Below are 3,181 nucleotides of genomic sequence, written 5' to 3'. Positions count from 1 at the left end.
GACGTTCGAGAGGTCACCTGGCGACTCCCGGGGCGGGGCCGTCGAAATCCGATGGACGGGGCCAGTCACTAGGCCATCAACAATGGACCGACCGCTCGCGACCGTTTCGGCCGCAACGTGGACTTTCAGCATATTCGCCGTGTTCATCCCCTCCAGCTCGGTCATCATCCCGGACAGGACGACGACCGTGTCACCGCTGTCCGCGGCTTCGGTGTCGAGGGCCGCCTGAACTGCCGTCTGGATGACGGCGTCGGCCCCTTCGGTAGTGTACTCGGTCGTTACGGGTGTGATACCCCACGAGAGCGCGAGCTTCCGGCGGACGCGCTCGCTCGGCGTCGACGCGACGATGGGGATCGAGGGCCGGTACTTCGCCGATTTCAGGGCAGTGTAGCCGGACTCGGACGCGGCGACAATCGCCGACGCCCCGATGTCGCGGGCGAGGAACCGACCCGAGCGTGCGAGCGCGTCTGTTCGGGTATCCCCGGCGTTTGGCACGCGCTGTTCGCGGGATTCGGCGTACTCTTCGCTGCCCTCGACATCGCGGATAATCCGGTCCATCGTCTCGACGACACGGGCCGGGTGGTCACCGATCGCCGTCTCACCAGAGAGCATCACTGCATCGGTACCGTCCAGAACTGCGTTTGCCACGTCTGAGGCCTCCGCGCGGGTCGGCCGCCGGGAGTGGACCATCGAGTCAAGCATCTCGGTGGCCGTGATGACCGGGACGCCGGCCTCGTGACACCGGCGGATGATGCGCTTTTGAATGATAGGGACATCCTCAAGGGGGCACTCCACGCCGAGGTCACCGCGGGCGACCATCACGCCATAGGCCTCGTCGATGATCGAGTCGAGGTTTTCGACGGCACCGGCCCGTTCGATCTTGGCGATGATCGGAATGTCGACACCGCGCTCTTCGAGTGCCTGGCTGATCTCGTAGATATCCTCGCCGTCACGGACAAACGAGGCGGCCACGAAATCAGGCTCCTTCTCGGCGGCCACGTCGAGTTCTTGTTCGTCGTTTTCCGTAATCGTCGGCAGGTCGAGTTCGACGCCGGGAACGTTGACGCCTTTGCGGGCGGCCAGTTCGCCGCCGTTCTCGACGGTCGCAAACACTGTCTCGTCCTCGACACGTTTGACGGTCGTCTCGATTCGACCGTCATCGAGTAACACCCGGTCGCCCGGCTCGACTGCCGTAATCGACTGCGAAAGCCCGACCTCTTCTGGCGTCGCGTCGTCACCGACGACGTACCGGATGGTAGACCCCTCCGTGAGCTGAATCGGTTCGTCGATCTCCGCGGTCCGGACTTCCGGCCCAGGCATATCGAGCATGGCCGCGACCGGTTCCTCGACTGCCTCGTCCACCTGCCGGATGCGATCGATCATTTCACGGCGGTGTTCCGGCGAGCCGTGGCTCGCGTTCAGTCTGGCAACGGACATACCGGCTTTTGCGAGTGACGCGATGTCGTCGACCGAGTCCGACGCAGGACCGAGAGTACAGACGATCTTTGCGCTACGCATTGTGACCTCCGCATCCGGGGAGCCACAGTTTACAGCGTTCATAGTTAATCATACCCTGCCGTTCCCCGCGAAGGGATAAGAAGCTTGCTGGACGCCGTAGCTACCGCGAAATCGCTTCTGTATCACCGCTGAGAATAGAACGGATTTCGTCTGGTGATACGACAGCAATATCGCCTGGTATCGTCCGTTTGAGTGCGGCCGTCGCGGCACCCCAAGCAAGCCCGTCTGCAACGGTGCCACCGGAGAGGTACTGCGAGAGGAAACCACCGACAAAGGAGTCGCCGGTCCCAACCGGGTGCGCATCGGTCGACTCGAACGTCGGTTGCTCCGTTACAGTCCCATCAGCAAGCGCGAGCGCCCCATCGCTACCGCGGGTGATCACTGTCGCTTCGAACCCATACTCGGCGGCGAGGTCCCGAGCGATCGTTTCGGCGTCGCCGGTCCGGTCCAACACGACGTTCGCATCGCGTTCGGCAACAACGAGCAGGTCGACAGACGGGAATAGCTCTGTCAGAACTGAACGGGCTTCCGCCGGCGTCCAGAGCTTCGAGCGGTAGTTCAGGTCGAAGCTCGTCGTCGTGCCCGCGTCTTGTGCGAGCGAAAGGAGGTCAGCAGTGGTCGATTCGAGCGTCTCCGAGAGCGCCGGTGTGATCCCCGAGGTATGGAACCCCGCGGCGTCTGCGATGGTCTCCGTGGGAAGCTCAGCTGGTGTGGCGGTTGTGACACTGGCGTTTTGGCGATCGTAAATAACGTCGTTGCCCCGTGGTGGGCTGCCCTGTTCTAGATAGTATGTTCCCTGTCGGGCGCTGTCGGAGTCGTCCCAGGCAACATCGACCGACACGCCGTGGTGCTTAAGTTCACCCGTGACTCGGCGACCGACCGGTGACTCGGGGAGTTTTGACGCCCACATCGCGTCGACTCCGAGCCGTTGCGCAGCAACTGCGACGTTCGACTCCGCGCCAGCCGCCCTGACGGCGTACTGGTCTGCAGTCTCCAGTCGCTCGTCGCCAGGTGGCGATAACCGCAACATCGTCTCACCGAACGTAACTAACTCCGTCATATCCACCGTTGCTCACTGGCTTAGTATAAATCCCGGAGAACCAGTCGTCTGACGGCGGCGGTAATCACCTCTTACTATATTATAGACAGTTACTTCGTAGTTTTAATTGGTGAGTACCGCCAGCATTAGTTTTCTCCAAAAGTTTATGTGCTATAGTAATTTACACACGCCAGTATGGATTCAGGGAGAAATGGTGGTGGGCCGTCCGTCTTTAGGCGAGACCTACTCCGTTCGATTGGTGCCGCCGGGTTGGCCGGACTTGCGGGCTGTGGTGGCAGCGAGGGTGTGACAGATGGGGACGGGACGCCGACCCCAACTCCAGTTGGAAACTTTCCGGTATCCGGGGATTCGGTGACGTTCGGTTTCAACGTTGCTTCCTCCGGGGCGTACTCAACGGCCGGTAAGCAGGAGATACGCGGTTTCAAACTCGCGGTCAAGCACATTAACAACGGTGGTGGGTGGGTAACAAGCGAGAAGTACAATTCGCCTCTGGACGGTGACGGGCTTCTGGGCAAAGATGTCGAATTCGTTGTCGAGGACACGGGTGGAAGTTCAGATACTGCCCGAAGCAACGCACAGCGGCTTGTTGATGGTGAGGAGGTG

Annotated in this window: 3 protein-coding genes; 1 reads left to right on the top strand and 2 read right to left on the bottom strand. The window is 61.3% G+C overall.

Features of this window, described 5'->3' with window-relative positions; translation table 11 throughout:
• Positions 1 to 1,518 (bottom strand): pyruvate kinase (gene pyk / locus G9463_RS22210; protein ID WP_165897859.1); only part of this gene is annotated, 1,518 nt, incomplete at its 3' end.
• A 100-nt stretch (positions 1,519 to 1,618) separates the two neighbouring features.
• Entirely contained in the window at positions 1,619 to 2,578 is a 960-nt protein-coding gene (gene kdgK1 / locus G9463_RS22205) for a bifunctional 2-dehydro-3-deoxygluconokinase/2-dehydro-3-deoxygalactonokinase (protein ID WP_127013325.1), read from the bottom strand.
• Positions 2,579 to 2,752: 174 nt separating this feature from the next.
• Here kdgK1 and G9463_RS23845 point away from each other — a divergent pair.
• Positions 2,753 to 3,181, top strand: a 429-nt coding sequence (locus tag G9463_RS23845; RefSeq protein ID WP_193569708.1) for an ABC transporter substrate-binding protein, incomplete at its 3' end; no start/stop codon positions are given.

The sequence above is a fragment of the Haloarcula sp. JP-Z28 genome (genome assembly GCF_011440255.1).
Lineage (GTDB): Archaea > Halobacteriota > Halobacteria > Halobacteriales > Haloarculaceae > Haloarcula > Haloarcula marismortui.
Note: the sequence above shows the minus strand (reverse complement) of the source record. Positions and strands in the feature narration are given on the sequence as shown.